The sequence below is a fragment of the Rhizobium sp. 11_C7_N12_5 genome (assembly GCF_051811145.1).
In the GTDB taxonomy this organism is placed as follows: domain Bacteria; phylum Pseudomonadota; class Alphaproteobacteria; order Rhizobiales; family Rhizobiaceae; genus Rhizobium; species Rhizobium lusitanum.
Map to the genome: position 1 here is coordinate 801,885 of NZ_JBPWPY010000003.1, position 17,586 is coordinate 819,470.

The 17,586-nt window shown below is 58.2% G+C and carries 9 protein-coding genes and 4 pseudogenes; 4 read left to right on the forward strand and 9 right to left on the reverse strand.

What is annotated here, in order from left to right; translation table 11 throughout:
* Nucleotides 1-149: 149 nt before the first annotated feature.
* Nucleotides 150-500 carry an ADP-ribosylation/crystallin J1 gene (locus tag AB8B29_RS33230; protein ID WP_113118828.1) on the forward strand — a complete coding sequence of 117 codons (351 nt, stop codon included), beginning with the start codon at nt 150-152 and terminating at the stop codon, nt 498-500.
* Between the two features lie 634 nt (nt 501-1,134).
* On the opposite strand, the gene AB8B29_RS33235 is transcribed toward AB8B29_RS33230, so the two are convergent.
* From AB8B29_RS33235 to AB8B29_RS33250, 4 genes are read right to left on the reverse strand one after another with little or no spacing between them, the layout of a single operon-like run.
* Entirely contained in the window at nt 1,135-2,124 is a 990-nt protein-coding gene (locus AB8B29_RS33235) for a substrate-binding domain-containing protein (RefSeq protein ID WP_439007023.1), read from the reverse strand.
* A 53-nt stretch (nt 2,125-2,177) separates the two neighbouring features.
* Nucleotides 2,178-3,221 (reverse strand): ABC transporter permease, encoded by a 1,044-nt coding sequence (locus AB8B29_RS33240; protein ID WP_113109151.1) that lies wholly within the window; start codon nt 3,219-3,221, stop codon nt 2,178-2,180.
* Nucleotides 3,221-4,738: a sugar ABC transporter ATP-binding protein gene (locus AB8B29_RS33245; RefSeq protein ID WP_439007024.1), complete on the reverse strand. Its 1,518-nt coding sequence runs from the start codon at nt 4,736-4,738 to the stop codon at nt 3,221-3,223. Before AB8B29_RS33245 ends, AB8B29_RS33240 begins: the two co-directional genes overlap by 1 nt.
* On the reverse strand, nt 4,735-5,733 hold the full coding sequence (locus AB8B29_RS33250; RefSeq protein ID WP_113109152.1) for a LacI family DNA-binding transcriptional regulator: 999 nt from the start codon (nt 5,731-5,733) through the stop codon (nt 4,735-4,737). The genes AB8B29_RS33245 and AB8B29_RS33250 overlap by 4 nt, the downstream gene beginning before the upstream one ends.
* A gap of 194 nt (nt 5,734-5,927) precedes the next feature.
* Here AB8B29_RS33250 and AB8B29_RS33255 point away from each other — a divergent pair, with 194 nt between their 5' ends.
* Entirely contained in the window at nt 5,928-6,368 is a 441-nt protein-coding gene (locus tag AB8B29_RS33255; RefSeq protein ID WP_113109156.1) for an RbsD/FucU domain-containing protein, read from the forward strand.
* A 284-nt stretch (nt 6,369-6,652) separates the two neighbouring features.
* Here AB8B29_RS33255 and AB8B29_RS33260 read toward each other — a convergent pair.
* Nucleotides 6,653-7,081, reverse strand: a pseudogene (locus AB8B29_RS33260) (transposase); the annotation flags it as partial.
* A gap of 71 nt (nt 7,082-7,152) precedes the next feature.
* Between AB8B29_RS33260 and AB8B29_RS33265 the strand changes: the two are divergent.
* A pseudogene (locus AB8B29_RS33265) lies at nt 7,153-7,604 on the forward strand (transposase); the annotation flags it as partial.
* 51 nt (nt 7,605-7,655) lie between these two features.
* Here the strand turns inward: AB8B29_RS33265 and AB8B29_RS33270 are convergent.
* Nucleotides 7,656-8,423, reverse strand: a pseudogene (locus AB8B29_RS33270) (IS6 family transposase).
* A gap of 67 nt (nt 8,424-8,490) precedes the next feature.
* Between AB8B29_RS33270 and AB8B29_RS33275 the strand changes: the two are divergent.
* Nucleotides 8,491-9,117, forward strand: a pseudogene (locus AB8B29_RS33275) (Tn3 family transposase); the annotation flags it as partial.
* Nucleotides 9,118-9,220: 103 nt separating this feature from the next.
* Here the strand turns inward: AB8B29_RS33275 and AB8B29_RS33280 are convergent.
* The 3 genes from AB8B29_RS33280 to AB8B29_RS33290 are packed head-to-tail and all read right to left on the reverse strand — an operon-like array spanning nt 9,221 to nt 17,528.
* A complete protein-coding gene (locus tag AB8B29_RS33280; RefSeq protein ID WP_439007025.1) occupies nt 9,221-10,975 on the reverse strand; it encodes a ShlB/FhaC/HecB family hemolysin secretion/activation protein in 1,755 nt (584 codons plus the stop codon).
* Between the two features lie 35 nt (nt 10,976-11,010).
* Entirely contained in the window at nt 11,011-16,557 is a 5,547-nt protein-coding gene (locus AB8B29_RS33285; protein WP_439007026.1) for an MBG domain-containing protein, read from the reverse strand.
* 35 nt (nt 16,558-16,592) lie between these two features.
* Nucleotides 16,593-17,528, reverse strand: a complete 936-nt coding sequence (locus AB8B29_RS33290) for a MarR family transcriptional regulator (RefSeq protein ID WP_113109163.1) — start codon at nt 17,526-17,528, stop codon at nt 16,593-16,595.
* Nucleotides 17,529-17,586 lie beyond the last annotated feature (58 nt).

Here is a 17,586-nt window from a genome sequence, read left to right on the forward strand (position 1 = left end):
TCGTCCTCGCATTTACGAAAGGCATTGGCTCGTTTCGAGCCCACCGTTGTCATGGAGATGGCAAGAATGCACTAACCGGGAGCTTTTCAAAAATTTTGGATTGTGCTTAGCAGTTACTGCATTTAGTCGAATTTGACTGGGCGATCAAAATGGAAACCATCACCCTCTGGAGACCCGTAGGTCCAGCTGAACTCGACTTGATAAAGCAGAGTGGGATGAAGGCATTTCCACCTCGTCTACCAGATCAGCCTATCTTCTATCCGGTCCTTTCCGAAGATTACGCCATTCGAATTGCTAGAGATTGGAACGTCAATCGGGACGGTGCTGGTTACGTCACTCGCTTTCAGGTTGTGACGAATTTCCTCGCCGCCTATACTCCGCACGAAGCAGGTGGCCAAGCGCTGAAAGAATACTGGATACCTGCCGAAGACCTCGAAAAATTCAACGGGGCAATTGTGGGCGAAATCGTAGTAACGAGGGCGTTCGAGCGAGATCAATAGTTGGGCTTAGTCCTGATGGTGGACTATGGCTCTTCCGTGGGGTTCGCTCTCCGCCTTCTCAGCGATCGACTCGGTGCGATCGGAGCGTCACTCCGGCTTGGGCAGTCGTGGTAGTGGCCGCTCGATGCTGAACGGCACTTGCCCGCCAGGCTACGGAGATAGGTGACGAGTTCGCGTGCCGTTCGCAACGCGAATTCGCTCCCGATCATAGCAAAAGCGAGGTCAATCCAGGCAGCACCTCCGGCAGACGTCGAAATTTGCCAATCTGATGAATATTGGATCTCGTGCAACCTAAATGCCGGGGTATGCTACATGGCCGTTCATCCCCTTACTCTTGATACGATACGAACCCGCGATCCTTTAAAAAGCTCGCAAGGTATTACAGGCTAAATCAGCCTGAATGGCGAGAGGTGGGGGTCGTGCCGGCCTCGCGAATGGACGCTCCAACCTCTCCGGACGGGATCTCGGCCTATCTATCTGGTTTGTCAGGCGTCTTGCCCCAACAAAGATGATCTCGCATCTGGCTCTTGTTTCAAATATCAGTCGCTAACAGGCGGAAGCAAGCTGCCGCGGAGTTTTGGCTCAAGCCGGCTAGACGGACGCGCCCCAGCCGGCTTGAGTCTGGACTGGAACTTTACTTACCCATCATCTGCTTCGCGTTATCGGGCGTAATGGCGGTGGTGTCGACCGTTACCGTTGCCGGCACCGACGATGCGCAGTCCAGCAATATCGACTTTGCCATGTCGACCGCCTCTTTCGCTCCTGTCGGATATGTGAAGGTCGCAGACCAGTCGCCCTTTGCGACCGCCTCGATTCCGCCTGCCGGACCCGGCAAACCGTCCGTGCCGATGATCTTCACGCTCTTACCGGCACCCTTTGCAGCAAGCAGCGCCCCCGCCGCCATCATATCGTTGCTGGCATAGACCATCTTGATATCGGGATGGGCCTGCAGCATGGCGGCGAACGCCGTCTGCGCTTTGTCCGGCAACCAATCAGCCGCTTGTTCTGCCACGATCTGGATCTTGGAATTGGCCTTCACACCATCTTTGAAGCCATTGAGCCGTTCGACGGCCGGAGTCGAACTCGGCAGCCCTTCCAGCACGGCAGCCTCGCCGCCATCCGGCAGAAGCGTCTTGCTCGTATATTCGCCGGCCGCCAAAGCGATCTTGTAGTTATCTCCTCCGATAAAAGCTGTGTAGTCCTTGCCAGCTTCGCCGTTCGTCTTGCGATCAAGTTCGACGACCGGGATACCCGCGTCCATTGCCCGCTTGACGGCCGGTGTTAGCGGAGCCGCCTCGAAAGGCGAGATCAACAGAAGGTCAACCTTTTGGGTGATGAAATTGTCGACCTGCGAAGTCTGCGTGTTGACGTTACCCGCCCCGTCGGCAATCTGTAGCGTAAACTGCGGGACTGATTTGGCGGCTGCCAGTAGTTCATCATTGACATGCTGGCGGTACGGTTCCGCGTTATTTGCCTGCGAAAAACCGATGACGAATTCACCATTCTTGGCGCAAGCCTTCACAAGCGGGTCCGCCGCCTGAGCCACGCCGGCAAGGCCAAGACACGAGCCAGCCAGAAGTATCGCGCACCAAGCGTTCGACAATCGAAGTGCATTCTGTGTCATTATGTTCTCCTCCACATTGATCCCGGAACCTCCCTCCGAGAAATGACGCCACACTACCTGCCCAATCCTTCGCGGCGACGAACGAGGGATTGAAGGACCGCCGCCAAAACGATGATCGCCGCAGTTGCAAGCAACTGCATGGCTGGCGTAATGTTGTTGAGCTGAAGAATATTGGCCAAAGCGCCCAGCATGATCGTCCCGGCGATCGTTCCGACCATTGAACCGGAACCGCCAAAAAGGCTGGTTCCTCCAATGACGACAGCCGCGATGGCCGTCAGTTCGTATCCGGTCCCATCATTGGCGCTTCCGAAATTGAACTGCCCGGCATGAACGATGCCAGCCAGCGCGGATGCAAAGCCTGTAATGGCGTAAACGGCGATCTTGATTGCCGAGACCGGAACGCCTGAGATGCGAGCAGCGCGCTCGTTTCCGCCGACGGCATAGACGTAACGGCCGAACCTGGTTGTGTTCAGCACAAGCGTGGCGACACAGGCAAAGATCAGAAAGACGATCGTGGCCACCGGAACGACATTGCCGAATAGTCGACCGCCCAGAATGGCAAAGATGGGTGGCGCGAGACCAGGACCATCGCCATAGGAGATATTGATATATTGATTGCCCGATACGACGAGTGCAAGCCCGCGAGCCGCCTGTAAACCGGCAAGGGTCACGATAAATGCCTCAAGCCGAAACTTGCTTGAAATCGCTCCCTGGACCAACCCGAAACACGTACCCATCAGCAGCACTGCGAGCACCGTTGTAATCAGCCCGAAACCGCCTGAGACCATCAACGTTGCTGTCACGACGCTCGCAAGACCAAGTGTCGCTCCGACCGAGAGGTCAATCCCGGCGGTGATGATCACGAACGTCATTCCGATCGCGATGATGCCAGTTTCGGACACTGCGCGGACGATATTGGCGATGTTGTCGGGTTGAAGAAACAGGATGACACCATGTCGACGCGGCGAGAAAATGATGCCGCCCGCGAAGACAAGGATAAGGCCGATCAAGCTTTGGAAGCGGACCATCACCGCGAGCGGATCAATGCGCTTGGCGGGCTCGATCGCTGGACTGGACGTGATTTGCTGTTCGGACATCAGGCCTCTCTCCCGTTGGCAGCCGCCAGGACTTCATGTTCGCTGACGCCACCAGAAAACTCAGCAACGCTGCAGCCGCTGCGCAAAACCACTATTCGATCGCACAGGCCGATCAGCTCGGGCATCTCGCTCGAAGCGACAAGAATCCCCAATCCCTCGGAAGCAAGCTTGCGCAAGCGGGTGTAGATTTCTCCCTTTGCGCCGACGTCAACGCCGCGCGTCGGCTCGTCGAGAAGCAATAGACGCGGATTGCCCTGCACTTCCTTTGCGAGAACGACCTTCTGCTGATTGCCCCCTGAGAGAGCGCCGACCGCGATACCGGGATTCTTCGGACGGATGTCGAATTGGCCGAAAGAACTCTTGATCGCATCCTCTTGGCGTCGCGCAGACAGCAAGCCGTTTGGTGATATCCGGCGGATGATCGACATGACCAGATTGAGACCTACCGACATACGCAGCATGAGGCCGGCCCCACGCCGGTCGTCGGTTACGAATGCCAACCCTACCCTACGCGCAGCCGCGATCGATTTGAGCCTGGCCGGCCTGCCCTCAATCGCAATCTCGCCCTGCCAATGGCCCGGCACGCCTGCTCCATAGAGAGCGCTCAAAAGCTCGGTTCGACCCGCCCCCATAACGCCAGCGAGCCCGACGATTTCGCCACGCCGAACATCCAGATCGACTTTGACCGGAGCCTGCCAACCGGGAGACGTGCGATGTGGATGGAAGGAAGCTTGCCGCATCCGCAAGAGCACGTCACCAACACCATCTGCGCGGCGCGGATAAAGCTCGTTCAAGGGACGTCCGACGAGAAGCTGCACCAGTTCGGCCTGCGGCGCGTCCGGTTCGGTGACACCTGCCACCTTGCCGTCGCGCATGACCGTTACCCGGTGAGCGATCTGGGGAACCTCCTCAAGACGGTGCGAGATATAGACGATGCCAACGCCAGAGGACGCCAGGCCACGCATGATGTCGAACAATCGATCCACTTCGCCCACGGTCAAGGCGGCCGTTGGCTCATCCATAATGAGGGCTTTCGATGCGTAGGAAAGTGCCTTGACGATGGCGACGACCTGGCGCTGGCCGATGGAAAGCTCACTCACGAGCTGGCTCGGATCGATCGATCGATCGATCGCCTCCAGCCTTTTGCGCGCCTCCTGCAGCATTGCCTTGCCGTCGAGCATGCCGTGCGGATGAACAAGCTCGTGCCCGAGAAAGAGATTGGCAGCCACGTTCAGGCTCGGAACGAGGTCCAGCTCCTGGAAGATAGTTGCGATACCCGCCGCTTGTGCATCGCGCGGGCCGTGAAATCGAGCGGGATTACCGTCGATGAAGATCTCTCCCTCGTCCAGCGTATGCACACCGGACAACAGGTTCATCAACGTAGATTTTCCGGCACCGTTTTCACCAAGCAGTGCGTGGATTTCGCCAACCTTTAGTTCGAAATCCACCCCGCGCAGCGCCTGAACCCCGCCGAAGCGCTTGACGACACCTTTTGCTGAAAGAACAACCTCGCTCATGCTGCCTCTCCACACGATTCACGCAGTCGCAAAACCGGTGACAGTCGAACGGTTTGGCAGGGGCGACGCTTGTTGCCTATCCGCTCGATCAGCAAGTCCGCGGCCTTCCGACCGATCTCATCGCAAGGCTGGGCCATCAGCGTCAGGCGCGGTTCGAAATAATCTGCCCATTCGAAATCATCGATCCCGAGCACGGAAATATTCGCGGGGACGCGAAGTCCCCGCTCCCGGATAGCCCTCATAACTCCGATCATCGCCAGATTGTTCGATGCAAGAATCGCTGTCGGCGGCTCCTTCAGTTCCAACAAGCGGTGTGTCGAAGCAGTGGCGTCAGCGGTGCTGCGATTGCCGTCGCTGATTAAATTGTCCGGTACCTCTATTCCCTTCTCCGTCATCGCGGCGCGAAACGCCTTTGCGCGCTCCACAGTCGTCGCAAAGCCGGGCTGACCCAGGATGATACCAACTCGTCTATGATGGAGCATCACAAGATGATCGACGAGCGTGCGAATTGCAGCGACGTTTTCGGTCCCTACCTGGTCGAAACGATCATCCGACAGCCTGTCAACGAGCACACAGGGAAGGTCGGATTCGATGAGGTAATCCAGCGATTTCTTAGCATCTCCCGAAGGAGCAAGAATAATGCCGTCAACCCGACGCTGATGCAGATGCTGGACCAGCTCCAGCTCTCGATCCGGATCATCCTGCGTGTCACACAGGAACACGATCAAGCCTCGCTTGGAACATTCGGCTTCAATCGCACAGATAATGTCACTGAAGTAAGGGTTCGAAATCGCTGATATTGCGAGGCCGATGGTGCCCGTGGAGGAAAGCTTGAGCGAGCGAGCGAGAGCATTGGGTATGTATCCGATCGCCTCCACTGTATCCATCACGAGCTTCACCTTCTCGGGCGAGACGTAGCGCGTCTTGTTGAGAACGTGCGAAACCGTGGAGACCGAAACCCCAGCCGCCTTTGCCACTGCGGAAATAGTCGTCATGAGCGCACTCCAGCTCTCGCCAGCAGCGCAACAAACAGGCTTTTCAAAGTATCCTCCCAAGCGGAATTCCAACCTCCAAGAGGCCTCCCGGGATCCGCTAATGTGGCAACGCTAGCGTCATCGAAACGTTTGCGCAATCGTTTTTTTTCTGATTATCGTTCTTGTCGGAGATGATCTCCTGGGAGGGAATTATCATGCTGAAGGGTGTTCCGCCGTTCATTACGGCCGACATATTGTGGATCATGGCCTCCATGGGTCATGGCGACGAACTGGCGTGTGTAGATCGAAATTTCTCGGGCTTTCGCGTGTCGGCCCAGACCACCAGCGGAAAGCTTCTCCTCTTGGAAGGTATCGATGCGCCGACTGCGGTTCGCAGGATACTGCAGATGATGCCTTTGGATACCTTCGTTGAAGCGCCACTCATGCATATGGAGGCCACCGATGCACCAGGTGAGTTGCTGGAAGTGCACAGAGACGTTATCGCCGAGTGCAGTCAGGCAGAAGGGCGTTTGATCGTGAGCCAGCCTGTCGAAAGGTTCGCCTATTATCCCATCGCGATGCGAGCGTTTGCAGTTATCCAGACGGCGGAATCGCGCCCCTATGGGAACTTCATCCTTAAGAAGGGCGTGGTCTAACTGCCATCCGTCGAAAATGGGAGGGCTGAATCAGCGCCCTTCCCTGCCCGATATAAACTGAACGGGAGGCTCGCGTGCGGAATTGTCAGGAACTGTATACTCTTGAAGGGATAAGAACTTGCGGCCTGCTATGTCGTCGATGATCAACGCTCACAATGTAAATAAATCAATTGCCTAGAATTCGGCTGCCTCAGAAAGCGCTGTGAAATAACTTGAAATGCCCTTCGAGAGGGCGCTGGTGCATCGATCGTAGTGCGAGCGGAATTCGGTCTTTGATGCTGCGATTATGCGGTAGCTTTTGCGCACCGGACGGATTTCGGGCGGGCACATGCCAGCATTCGATTGAGGACGGTGCAGCCGATGGCAACTTCCGTCTGCTGTGCTGCGAATGAGCGTGCTCGCAGTCGGCGGCCAATGATCAACTTGTAACGACCGATCGCGGTCTCGACCAGCGATCGTTTCCCGTAGCCGGTCTCGACCTGCCAGCCCATCCGGCCGTCGGCGTTGATCGCCGCAATGTGTCGGTCTCGCTGAGTTGGGCAATCACTGTTTGGTCGTTCCAGTGCATTGGCGCGGGGTGGAATGATCACCACCGCTTCGGGACTGTGCCTGGTGACGGCGTCGTAGGTCGGGTTGCCGTCATAGGCTCCATCGGCAGTGAACTGTCCGATCGGCGCATCGATCTGGTCAAGCAACGCCTCCACCTGCGAGGCGTGAATTAGCCCCCGAAAGGCCCGGACATGCTCCCCCACTTAGCTAAGTGGGTAGGAGTAATGTTGGTAATATGACTAGTAGCAACTTTAAGATGGAAGTCCTTTCGGGCCCCGAGCGCCGCCGTCGCTGGAGCACGTCGGAGAAGCTGGCGATCATTCAGGAAACCTACGAGGCGGATGCGACGGTGAGCATCGTCGCTCGTCGGCACGGCATCCAGCCAAACCAGTTGTTCGCCTGGCGCAAACTGGCGTCCCAAGGGGCGCTGACGGCGACGGCCGCCGAAGAGGAGGTCGTTCCGGCTTCCGAATATCGGGCACTTCAGGCCCAGGTGAAAGAGCTGCAGCGCCTGTTGGGCAAGAAGACGATGGAGAGCGAAATCCTCAAGGAAGCTCTCGAGATCGCCGGTGGCCCAAAAAAACATCTGTTGCGCTCGCTCTCTCTTCCGAGGGGGATTTTGGAATGAAGACCGTCTGTCAAACTCTGGGTGTCGCCCGCTCGAATATCGCCGCCCGTGCCACAGGCGGCTCTGTTGCAAAAATTCTGTTTAATTGGGAGATCCCGTGTTCTCCGCTGTCAAGCGGCCTGGCCCTCAAGCTGCTGGGCCAGCAACGCTACCGCTTCCGTCAACGCGCTGGGTCCAATGCCGAAGGCGCGTTCAACGATGCGGGCTTCACCACGGACGTCGCCCGTCAGGTTGAAAATGGCCGCCTGGCCCTTGCGTAAAGCGCGCATGACCTCGAAGCCCTTGATCGTCGCATAGGCTGTTTTCAGCGTCTTGAACCCTCTCACCGGTCTGATCAACTGTTTGAGCTTGCCGTGATCGGCTTCGACGACATTGTTGAGATATTTGACCTGCCGATGCGCAAGCTCACCGGGGCATTTGCCTTCGGCTTTCAATTCTGCAATCGCGATGCCGTAAGTTGGAGCCTTGTCGGTGTTGATCGTGGTTGGCTTTTCGCAGTCCTTCAGGCCGTTCAAGGCCTTGCCCAGAAAACGCTTGGCCGCTTTGGCATTGCGGGTCGGAGATAGCTAGAAATCGATCGTGTTGCCGAATTTATCGACGGCCCGGTAAAGGTAAGTCCATTGCCCACGAACCTTCACATAGGTTTCGTCGACACGCCAGCTTGTTGACTGCGGCCGGCGCCAGTGCCAACGCAGCCGCTTCTCGATCTCGGGCGCGTATTTCTGGACCCACCGATAGATGGTGGAATGATCGACCGGCACACCTCGCTCGCCCATCATTTGCTCAAGGTCGCGGTAGCTGACTCCATAGCGGCAATACCAGCGGACCGCCCAAAGGATAATCTCGCCCTGAAAATGGCGCCACTTGAAATCGCTCAGCAAAAGTCTCGCTGAAAATTGCCAGCGCTTTTTCGGACAGCATAGGAATTTTTGCAACAGAGCCCTTGTGTTCGCCTTCTGCCATGCCCTCGGCTTCGCGTTTGTGCCGCGCATCCCCGATCTCGACGGGCGATGCCTTTATGGTTTCGGACCGGCCAAGCAATACGGAATTCTTCAGAACGTCATGGGTGACCGGATCGACCCCGATCTGATCCGGGCGCATTGGGACGATATCTTGCGTCTGATGACCTCGCTGCGCACCCGCACAGTCAGCGCCTCACTCATGCTGAAGCGGCTTTCGGCGACAACGAGGCAGAGCGGTCTGGCCCAGGCGTTGCGCCAGATGGGCCGGATCGAGCGAACCCTCTTCACTCTCGACTGGATCAACGATGAGCAACTACGCAAGACCACGACGGCCGAATTGAACAAAGGCGAAAGCCGGAACAGCCTCGTGCGGGCCGTGAATCTTCATCGTCTCGGCCGTTTCCGCGATCGTAGTCAGGAAAATCTTTCGATCCGGGCATCCGCGCTCAACCTGGTTGTCACCGCCATCATTCATTGGAACACAATCTACACCGGTCGCGTCGTCGATGCTTTGCGCAATGCGGGACAGGCCATCCCGGACCATCTCCTCTCCAGCCTGTCGCCGCTCACATGGGAGCATGTGAACCTGACCGGCGATTACCTGTGGTAAGAAAAACCGGATTTCGATAAAAACGGGTTCCGCGCAATCCCGTTCATTCCATGATCCGCCTACCGTATATCTATGCCCCTTTAATGTTCAGGGGCCGTTCCGTTCAGAACCGTGCGATAAAGCGCAGGTTGAAGCGGTTCTGGCTATCCATGTTGGTGGCCTCGCCACGGGCATATTCGAGGCTGAGCGTTGCTGAATGCGGGCTTGCCTTCTCGGAAAGACCAAAGCGGATACCGGCGCCGAAGGAGTTCGCGCGGGTGATACCCACTTCCGCCACCGTCGGTCGCTCCAGCTTGGCAATGCCGGCTGCCCCGAAGACATAGGGTGCGACCGCGCCACCGAAGGCATCTCTTGACGCTGCGCCAAGTCCCAGACCCTGCGGCAGCGTCAGGGGGAAGGAAAGCTCGACGCGCGCAGCAGCTCCGATGTCGCCCTGGATCTTGCCGCCGTCGAAGGCGGACAGCCAGTCGAAGCCGCCGAGCCCGAACTGCTCCGACGATACGAGCACATCGCCGAACGAGGTCTGCGCCTTGCCGGACACCGACAGGTGGATCTTCTCCTCCAGGAAGGATTGGCCGTAGCTGGCCGACACTTCAAGCTTCTGGAAATCCGGCTCTGCCCCATCACGCGACAGCGGCAGATCGGTGGTCGCGCTGCGCGCGCCAAGCGCATCAAGTCCAAAGGAGAGTGTCATGCTGCCGCTCAGTTGCGCGCCGCTGGCGAAGATGGCGTCCGCTGTCTGCGTCAGGCGCAGCACTCGCAGCTGGTCTTCCGTGAATGGTGTGTTCTCGCCGTTGAGGTTCAGCTTCTGCTTCTCTTCCGTCACATCGAAGGAGAGAACGGAGCTGGTATTGAGTTCCCGGGCGCGGATCCAGCTATAGCCAAGCTTGGTGGAAAACCGCTGGTAATGATCCTCCATCGTATAGGAGAGATCGGAGGTGGGATGGGTGCGGCTGTCGACGCCTTCCATGTTCAGCCAGAAGCCGTCCGTGCCGAGCGGCAGGGTGAAGCCGGCGATGATCTGGCGGTTGCGCGGGTCGTCGCTCAAAATGCTGTCTTTGAAACCGGGATAGCCGTTGAGGCGCAGATAGCCGACTTCGCCGAAACCCAGCAGGCTGTTGAAGTCCGCACCCAGCCCGACCGTATAGCGGCCGAGATTTTTGGCCAGGCTGTTGTCCATAGTGAGCGTTGCCGTGGTGGCGTCATAGCGGCCATCGACAACGATGACCGTGCTGCCGGGTTTGGAGCCGGCCTTCAGGGTGGATTTGAGCATGACGCCCGGGGTATCGCCGGCCAGCAGCAGGCGGCGTTCCAGTTCCGCCTTCGTCAGGCCGGTCTTGCCAACAAGTGGCGCCAGCACCTCGTCGATGCGGCCACGCACACGCTCCGGCAGGGCGGTGGCATCGATGGCTTCCACCCGGCCGTCCGTCACTTCAAGCCGCAGCGGCTTGCCGTTCTTGACCGTCTGCGGCGGCAGGCTGACACGCACCAACAGATAGCCGGCCTTGGCATAGGCCTCTTCCAACCGTCTTGCTGCGGCAAACAGATCCGCCCCCGTCACGCGCTTGCCCTTCAGTGACGCTTCTACCGCCGCCGTCTCGGGGGCAAGCTCCGGCCTGCCACCCTCGACGACGAGGCCGGACGGCGTCACGCTGAGCTTCTCGGCCCCCTTCGGTGCATCAAGGCCCGTCGCACCGCCCAGGGACATCCCGCCTTCGACCGGTCGTACCACGGGCGGCGCATAGCTCGGCGACACCACTTGGCTTGCCGTCTGCGCATGCGCTGCCGTCACCGCCATACCTGCCACAAGGCTAGCGAGTGCTGTCGATAATTGCGCCGCGAAAACAATGTTCTTCAATCAATCGCTCTCCACTGTATCACGCAGGGCATTACTCAACAGGCCACGCTAAAGTTGGGGGCGACTTTACATACCGCACCAACGAGCTTTGGATCTTGCGTGAGGAGGAGATTGACTGCTGGGTCCCAACCGTTGACGGTGACCGTGCCAGGAACCCATCCTTGCGGATTTATGATGGAGACGGCGGTCAGCTGGCCCGGTGATTGATCGAACGAGGCTGGAGATGTTGTAACAGGATTTACGACGCTGGGTGCCGCGAGCACGCTGAAGCGGCCATCGATATAGGCAAGGACGTAGTTGCCTGATGCCGGCCCGGAAAGCACCCCACCCGAAACGACGCTTTTGTAACCGGTGCCATATGGCGAATTGCGTGTCGCATCGGTGGAAACGGTCACGCCGATCAGCAGATCATTCTTTTGCCCATTCTTCCAGCCGGAAACGCTGTATCCGAGCTGTGGAAGCTCTGTGTATCGCAACATGCTGCCGTTATCGGCGGTGACCGTGAGTGTCGCTGGCGCAACGGTCAGCTGGCCTGGCACGTAGGTGAGGGCGTAATTGCTCGATGCTGCAAGGGACCCTTGCTCGATGGCATAGCTGCCGATGTTCGAGCTTGAGGTCACGGCTGCCGAGAGCGCCCCGGACAAGACGTCGCCATTGGCGAGACCTGAACCGCCGATGCTGTAGGTGAGGTTCGGCACGCCATCGCCGTAGATCATGGACTTCGTGTCTGCGGTAATGGTGATCGGACGCGGCGTGACTGTCAGCTGGCCGGGCATATAGGTGGCAGCATAATTGCTCGACGCTGCAAGGGACCCTTGCTCGATGGCATAGCTGCCGATGTTCGAGCTTGAGGTCACGGCTGCCGAGAGCGCCCCGGACAAGACGTCGCCATTGGCGAGGCCTGAACCGCCGATGCTGTAGGTGAGGTTCGGCACGCCATCACCGTAGATCATGGACTTCGTGTCTGCGGTGATGGTGATCAGACGCGGCGTGACTGTCAGCTGGCCGGGCATATAGGTGGCAGCATAATTGCTCGATGCTGCAAGGGACCCTTGCTCGATGGCATAGCTGCCGATGTTCGAGCTTGAGGTCACGGCTGCCGAGAGCGCCCCGGACAAGACGTCGCCATTGGCGAGACCTGAACCGCCGATGCTGTAGGTGAGGTTCGGCACGCCATCGCCGTAGATCATGGACTTCGTGTCTGCGGTAATGGTGATCGGACGCGGCGTGACTGTCAGCTGGCCGGGCATATAGGTGGCAGCATAATTGCTCGACGCTGCAAGGGACCCTTGCTCGATGGCATAGCTGCCGATGTTCGAGCTTGAGGTCACGGCTGCCGAGAGCGCCCCGGACAAGACGTCGCCATTGGCGAGGCCTGAACCGCCGATGCTGTAGGTGAGGTTCGGCACGCCATCACCGTAGATCATGGACTTCGTGTCTGCGGTGATGGTGATCGGACGCGGCGTGACTGTCAGCTGGCCATTGATGTAAGCGAGAATGTAATTTCCCTCGGCGGAACCGGAAAGCGTGCCGCCAGATGCGAATGTTGAATGATTGCCCACATTCGAGGCTGACGTCACATCGCTCGTGACACTCACGCCATTCAGCAAGCTGTTGCCCTGGCCATTCTTCCAGCCGGAGACGGTATAGGAGAGATCCGGCACGGCATCGCCATAGATTATTGTGCCGCTGCCAGATGTGACGGTCAGGGTTGCCGGTGTCACCGTCAGCTGGCCGGGCACGTAGGTGACGGCGTAATTGCCCGATGCTGACAGCGTACCTTGTCCGATTGCGTAACTTCCGACAGCAGACGTCGAGGATGCTGCGGTCACCAGCGCTCCCGTCAGGCTATCGCCGTTGACGAGGCCCGAGCCGCCGACCGAGTAAGTAAGCGCCGGAATACTGTCACCATAGCTCATCGCCTTGGCGTCAGCGGCAATGGTGATCGGACGGGGCCTAACGGTAAGGCTCCCTGTACCGTAGTCGATGTAAGCTGTGCGCCCTGGCTGATCGTTCACGGTCAGGACGTTGCCACTTGAATGACTGTAAACGCCGACGTCGGTTTGAGCCCAGTTGAGCGTGACGTTGGAGGTTCCAATGCCCGTGACCGTCAATCCTGAGAGGACCGGGTTGGCATCGCCATAGGTTTTCGAGGTGTCACCGGAAAGCGCGATGTAGTCGTCATAGAGCCCGGTCGATAACGAACGCAGCATCATGTTTCCATCGTTGGCGGCGGTCGTAGACTTTCCCCATATGCTGGTGAAATCCCAGCCAGCGTTGATAAAGGAAAATGGGTCCTGCATCTGCGCCGTCGACAAGTAGGTCATGCCGAGAGATGTACCGTTCCCTTGTCCACTCGTTTGGTCCCTCGGACTGTTGAAAAACGAAGTTGTGATGGTCCCTTGGTTCAGCCCGATAAGTTGGCCGACATAGAAATTGCCGGTTCCCTGGCCGTACACCGCGCCGTTAGCATAGGCGTTACTGATGGTGCCGCTGTTTTCCCCGACGAGACCACCCACTTTGTCATATCCGGAGATAGAAGCTGTGGCATACACGTTACTGACCGTACCACCGGCATTCTTTCCCACTAGCCCACCGACGTCGTAGGTGCCCGAGACGGCGCCCGTAGCATAGGCGTTGCTAATCGTTCCGAGATCGACGTATCCCACCAGTCCGCCGACATAGAACCTACTGCCGCCGCCGGTTACGGCACCATCGGCAAAAGAATTGCTGATTGATCCAGCTTTCAAGTACCCGACCAGCCCGCCGACATAATCCGCACCGCGGACAGTGCCCGTCGCATAGGAGTCGGAGATCGAACCGCTGGAATTGTATCCGACCAGCCCGCCAGCGTAGGATGAGCGGCTTTCAACGTTACCAGTTGCATAGGAACGACTGATAGAGATGTCCCCGTAGTTTGCAATGTACCCCACCAGTCCGCCGACGCCGTTATAGCCAGTAACCGTGCCAGTAGCATAGGAGTTACTGACAAGTCCGCTATTCCAAATCGATCCAACTAGCCCGCCGATACGGACGGAATCGCCGCCCCTATCCGTGACTGCACCAGTGGCATAGGAATTGTTAATTGTATCAGAGTTCGAACCGACCAGTCCCCCTACATCACTGATGCCTGTCACGTTACCTGTTGCATAAGATCCGCCTATACCGCCTAATTCATTGGACCCCACCAGCCCGCCAATGAAGCTCCCGCCGCGAACTGATCCGTCGGCCGAGGACGCATCGATTGTGCTGACGGTCATATTCCAACCCATCCGCGAGTGTCCCACCAGCCCGCCCACGTCGCTTGTGCCCGTCACGGCCTGGGCGGTATGAGAGTTGCGGATACTGCTATCATAATCGGCGAAGCCAACTAGTCCTCCGACATAGTTCCGACCCGTCACGCTACCTCCGATCACATTGAGGTTGCGTATTGCGCCGTCGCTGCTGCCGAAGAGGCCGACATAATCCGTGCTTGGCCGGTTGATGATCAAACCTGTAATTGTATGTGACAAGCCGTCGAATTGACCATTGAACTCTGCGTTGAGACCGGTTGTTTCTACTTTACCGCTTCCGACAGGATTAAACCCTGCGCCACCGTTCCAAGTCGCCGTTCCGCTCGCATCGATGTCGTTGCCCATGGCATAAATGCCGGACAGGTTGTTCTGGATGTTCTGCAGGTCGTACACGGTGTTGATCAGCATTGAGGCGGTGATGCCCGTGCCGACGCCTGTGTTGGCAGCGTAGTTATTGGGCGACGTGTAACTAGTGCCGTTGACGCTGGTATTATCATTGCCGGTCGGATTGTAATAGATCGACACGCCGCTTGATGCCGTAGCCTTGACGCCCGTTCCGAACGTCACAGTCCCAATGCCCGTGCCCGAATTGTCGGCGCGCAACACGATCGAGGAGCCTGAGCCGCCCGTCAGGTTCGCATTGACGGCGATAGTGCCATAGGCTGACATCGTCAGCGTCGAACCGCTTGTCCAGCTCACGGCGTCAGCCACGGTGATGTTGCCCGCCTGAGAGCCTGCGGAATCTGCGGCGCCCGTCGTGACCGTGACATTGGCGGCCGAAAGCGCCGTGGCCAGCGTGGTGACATTGATGACGCTGTCATTGCCGGTGGCACTGGTGCCGGAGGAATTGGAAGCCGTACTATTCGAGATCGTGATGTTGTAGGGGTCGAGCAGCAGCGTGCCGAAGCCACCAGAGCCGGAGAGGTTGGTGAAGCCGGTGTAGTCGATCAGCGTTTTGCCCGATACCTCCGCATCGCCACCGGTTCCGCTGTCAGCCCCCATCGCCGTGATCAGTCCAGAGAAGCTGGTGAGATTATCCGACCAGACGACGACCGACCCGCCATTGCCACTCTCGGTGGCGTCGGCCTTGATGGTGCTATTGGCATCGATGCTGGTCGTTTCGGCGCGCTGCGTTGAACCCTTGCCCTGCCTGTCGCCGCCGATCCTGACGGTTCCGCCTCCCTTGGCGCCGGAGACGTCCAAGGTCGCACCCTTCAGCGCGATCGACTTGCCGGTGACCGTCACCTTGCCACCCTTGCCGGTCGCGGAGGTCGCCCTCACCTTGCCGGAAACCGTAACCCTTCCGCCTTGGCCACCGCCGATCGTGATCGACCCATTGCTACCAGACACGCTTTTGGCTTCCACCACGCCTGACAGGTTGATCGCATGCCGCGCCGCATTGCGCGCCGTGGCTGCCCGCATGACGACCGTGCCACCATCGGCCGAGATCGCACCGCCGTTTTCCACCAGCGCACCCTTGCCTTCCGCACCGTCCCTGGTGGGAACCGCAACCTGCAGAAAACCGTCGCCCGACAGATCGAGCGTCGCCTGCTCACCAGAACCCAGGCCCACCTTGCCCATCGGCACGGCGATCAGGCCGTCATTCTTCACCGTGCCGCCGATCAGCGCGGCATAGCCACCGCGGCCGACGGTGATCACGCCTTCGTTCGAGACAGAGCTAGAGGCAGCATTGCCGTTGAAACGATACTGGCCCTTGAGGAAATCGTCGTTGGAGATATCCAGCGTGGATGCCACGAACCCGCCACCGACCTTGACCGAACCGGTCGGAGTGATGGCAATGCCATTCGGATTGATCAGGAAGACCTGGCCATTACCCGTCAACGATCCCGCGATCGTCGAAGTGGTGTTACCGGTGACACGGTTGAGAATCGCGGACGAGGAATTTGGCTGCATGAAGTTGACGCTATTGCCCTGCCCGATGGAAAAATCGCTCCAGTTGACGATCGCCCTGTCGGAATTTTGGGTAATGGTCATCGATGTATCTGAGGTCGCAATCGCAGCTGATCCAAACACCACCTGACCACCCGTCGGCAGCAAGTCACCGGCAAGGGCAGGCGAGCCTAGCACAGCAAAGGCAAGACCAAGTGCCGTAGAAGAAGACAAATGCCTGTGCAAAATAGATCCGGGTCTCAACAGTATTTCACCCCTCATGCCACAGCCACGCCTTTCGTGGTTTGAAGCGGCATCGGATTGTGACGATGTATCCGCTTTTCCCCAAAGGCCATCCGTGCCTATGTCGGGCTTCGGTGTAAAGTCCAAACTCTGCATCCAAATTTTGTTGGATCACCAATGCCTTCGGCGAATTAGCAACGGCCCGTGGCTGCCCCCAGAAGCGTTTCTATCTCGGCGAGAGACAAAGAAGCGCTCGGCTCGAGCACTTGTTCAGCCAAGAGGCTGTAATGCGCCATCTGGCCGAGGGCGAAGGTATTGAACTCGCAAATCAGATCGGGACTGATCGAGAGGATGGAGCCTGCCCGAACGGTAAAAAATCGCTCTGCCTCACCAAAGAGATTGCCGATATGCTGGCGGGAGACCTGAAACTGTTTGGCCAGCCCATCATAGGTGAGAGCGAAAGGTGGCTCGCGTCCCTGCGCTCCCATATATGCTGCCGCGATGACGGCCGTCAGTATCACATACCCCGCATCTCGTTCGCTGAACCGGACAATCGTCGGAAATGGGCTGAATAGCACATCCTGTGCCTGATAAGCGCGGACCGAGCGCCCCATCCATCGCATCATCAGCTCCGGCGCCATCAGCAATGATGTGTATGTTCCTGGAGGACAAAAGCCTAGCTCTTCAGCACTTTTCAAGAAGGCCAGCGGTGATTTGGCCACCTCAAGTAGGAGCGAAAGCGTTGGTATCAAGTGAAGGGACCGCCGATCCCTGGGGTCGGGAATGGCTTCCACATAACCGCCAGCGCGCAGGTTCTTGACGAGTTCGGCCACCTGGCGCGGACTTGCTGTGAGCTTGGCCTGAAGCGCTGTCAGCGTCGGTGGCAAAAACGGGTCGTCGAGAAACTGAATATAGTTGCCGATGAGTGTGTATGAGGTGATGTAGCGAAGCTTCTGGCCGAACACTTTGTTCGTCGGCCAGCTGGAGCTGGCCGGTGCACCCATTACCAAACAATAGTCGATCAGCGCATCGATAAGGCCTTGATGGGAAAGTCCGCTGACAGCCTTCTTCCAGACAGGAAGGTGGGAAAAGGCGAAGATGCCTTCATAAAGCTCGCAAGCTCGCATTACTGCCCTCGGTATCATTGCATCAGCGCCTTCAAGCTAATCGAAGAAGGGCAATAGG

Bases quoted from the DNA above. Each gene is read 5' to 3' on its own strand.
- AB8B29_RS33230 (WP_113118828.1), top strand. From the start codon at position 150: ATGGAAACCATCACCCTCTGGAGACCCGTAGGTCCAGCTGAACTCGAC.
- AB8B29_RS33235 (WP_439007023.1), bottom strand. From the start codon at position 2,124: ATGACACAGAATGCACTTCGATTGTCGAACGCTTGGTGCGCGATACTT.
- AB8B29_RS33240 (WP_113109151.1), bottom strand. From the start codon at position 3,221: ATGTCCGAACAGCAAATCACGTCCAGTCCAGCGATCGAGCCCGCCAAG.
- AB8B29_RS33245 (WP_439007024.1), bottom strand. From the start codon at position 4,738: ATGAGCGAGGTTGTTCTTTCAGCAAAAGGTGTCGTCAAGCGCTTCGGC.
- AB8B29_RS33250 (WP_113109152.1), bottom strand. From the start codon at position 5,733: ATGACGACTATTTCCGCAGTGGCAAAGGCGGCTGGGGTTTCGGTCTCC.
- AB8B29_RS33255 (WP_113109156.1), top strand. From the start codon at position 5,928: ATGCTGAAGGGTGTTCCGCCGTTCATTACGGCCGACATATTGTGGATC.
- AB8B29_RS33285 (WP_439007026.1), bottom strand. From the start codon at position 16,557: ATGCAGAGTTTGGACTTTACACCGAAGCCCGACATAGGCACGGATGGC.
- AB8B29_RS33290 (WP_113109163.1), bottom strand. From the start codon at position 17,528: ATGCGAGCTTGCGAGCTTTATGAAGGCATCTTCGCCTTTTCCCACCTT.